1 protein-coding gene and 1 pseudogene are annotated in these 1,691 nt (G+C 58.8%); both read right to left on the bottom strand.

Annotated elements, in window-relative coordinates; translation table 11 throughout:
• A pseudogene (locus AWB69_RS46790) lies at positions 1–372 on the bottom strand (tyrosine-type recombinase/integrase); the annotation flags it as partial.
• Positions 369–1,628: a site-specific integrase gene (locus AWB69_RS45055; protein ID WP_156529223.1), complete on the bottom strand. Its 1,260-nt coding sequence runs from the start codon at positions 1,626–1,628 to the stop codon at positions 369–371. The gene AWB69_RS45055 and the pseudogene AWB69_RS46790, both read right to left, overlap by 4 nt.
• Between the last annotated feature and the right edge of the window lie 63 nt (positions 1,629–1,691).

The raw sequence follows: 1,691 nt of genomic DNA, 5'->3' as shown, positions 1-1,691 counted from the left end.
CAAGGTCAAAGCGGCGGCCAGCAGTTCCCGGATCTCCTCATCGGCATAGATGTGCGGTGTCAAACGGCGATGGGCTCGGCCGAAAAGATAAAGAGGAGGAACTTCGGTGGCGGGGTCAAATTGTTGGAGATACCTTGCGAACGGGCGAACGATCTCAATGCGGCGCGCCCAGGTAAAGGGCGCCTGACCTGGTCCAGATCGAGCCCAGGACGCTGCCATATTTACGGTGAGCGGCCCTTGGTGGCCGCTCCGGTCGGCAAGGCAGGCAAAGTCAAGAAGCCGGCGGCCCGTGCACCGCAAGTCAAAACCGAGGCGACGTCTTGACGCAAGGTAGTCCTCGGCGAGCGATACCATCCTGACTGAACGCTTCATGACGTTCTCCCCGGCCAGGGCAGAGCAACTCTGGCAAGGCTGCTGAGATCGATCGTGGTGTAAATCGCGGTAGTATCCAGGCAGCGGTGTCGAAGGATATCCGCGATCTCCTTCATGGGGACTCCGGCCTGGACCAGTCGGCTCCCTACGCTGTGTCGCAGAACATGAGTTCCCCGCCGGCGTGGATCGCTACCGCATCGCGCATGAGCGGCGCGGACAGTGTTGCGCACGACGCTCGATACGATGGGTTCGGTAAGCGGAGCGACATGCCGGAGAAATACCGCTCTGCTATCGGAGACCGGGCGGCCGTCAGTGAGGTATTGAGCAATTGCGCGGCCGGTCCGTGTCGGCAATGGAAGCACATCTGTTCGCCGCGCCTTGCCTGCCGATAACCGTAGCGTCCCGTCGTGCCAGTTCAGATCGTCCAGCTGTAGCGAAGCCACTTCGCCCGCGCGCAGTCCCAGGTCGACCATACACCGGGCCATCGCGTAGTCCCTGCGGCCGATCGCGGATTGGCGATCGAATGCGTTGAGAAAGCGTTCCAGCTCCACCTCAGAAAGCGTGTCTGGCAACGATGCGAGCCGCCACTGGGCGATTTGCGGGATCGCGGCAATAAGGCACCGGACATGATCTCCGTGCATACCCCGGAAACGCAAATAGCTCCGTAGCGCAATCCCAAGTACTTTGCCTGTGCTCGGTTTGCATCCTTCGAGGTGTCTGACTACAAATCGATGGACATGTTCCGGCTTGACCTGTGCCATATTGATTCTCGATGCACCAAATCGCTCCGACAGGAATATCCGCACGATGCGCGTGCGCAACCTTCTCGTAGACGCGGCCAGCCCGCAGACCTGGTCAAGATGTGCATCAAACTCCTTGAGTTCCTCCTGTATCAAAAGGGGTGTGAAATCGGGCCGAGGTGGTATGTCAGCTCTCTGGCGAAGCACGACAAGCAGACGATTTAAGGCTGGCCCAACATGGTTCCTGCATCGTGGTGTGCGCGATGGGCAGTCGCACCGCGGTAAGTGGTCATCCAGAAAACGGCGTACCAGCGCTTCATCAATCTGACTAAGTTTGACGCGTCGCTTGCGCAGCCAATGCGCAAAATGCGCGACGCTGCACAGATACTTACGGACGCTCCACGACGAATACCCGCGCCCGATCAAATAGCTGGAATAGGCTTGGTAGCTGGATTTGAACACGCCGTCTGTCAGCCATACCCGGGTCTGCTGCGGTATCGCGAACTCGTTGTCCATGATGACTCTCCTCAAAAGGCCGAACTGCCTTCTGAGGAAAGCACTTTTATTATGCGCAGTCCA

The organism is Caballeronia udeis (assembly GCF_001544555.2).
GTDB classification, from domain to species: Bacteria; Pseudomonadota; Gammaproteobacteria; order Burkholderiales; family Burkholderiaceae; genus Caballeronia; species Caballeronia udeis.
The sequence above is the reverse complement of the archived record's forward strand: the minus strand, read 5'-3'. Positions and strand labels throughout refer to the sequence as shown.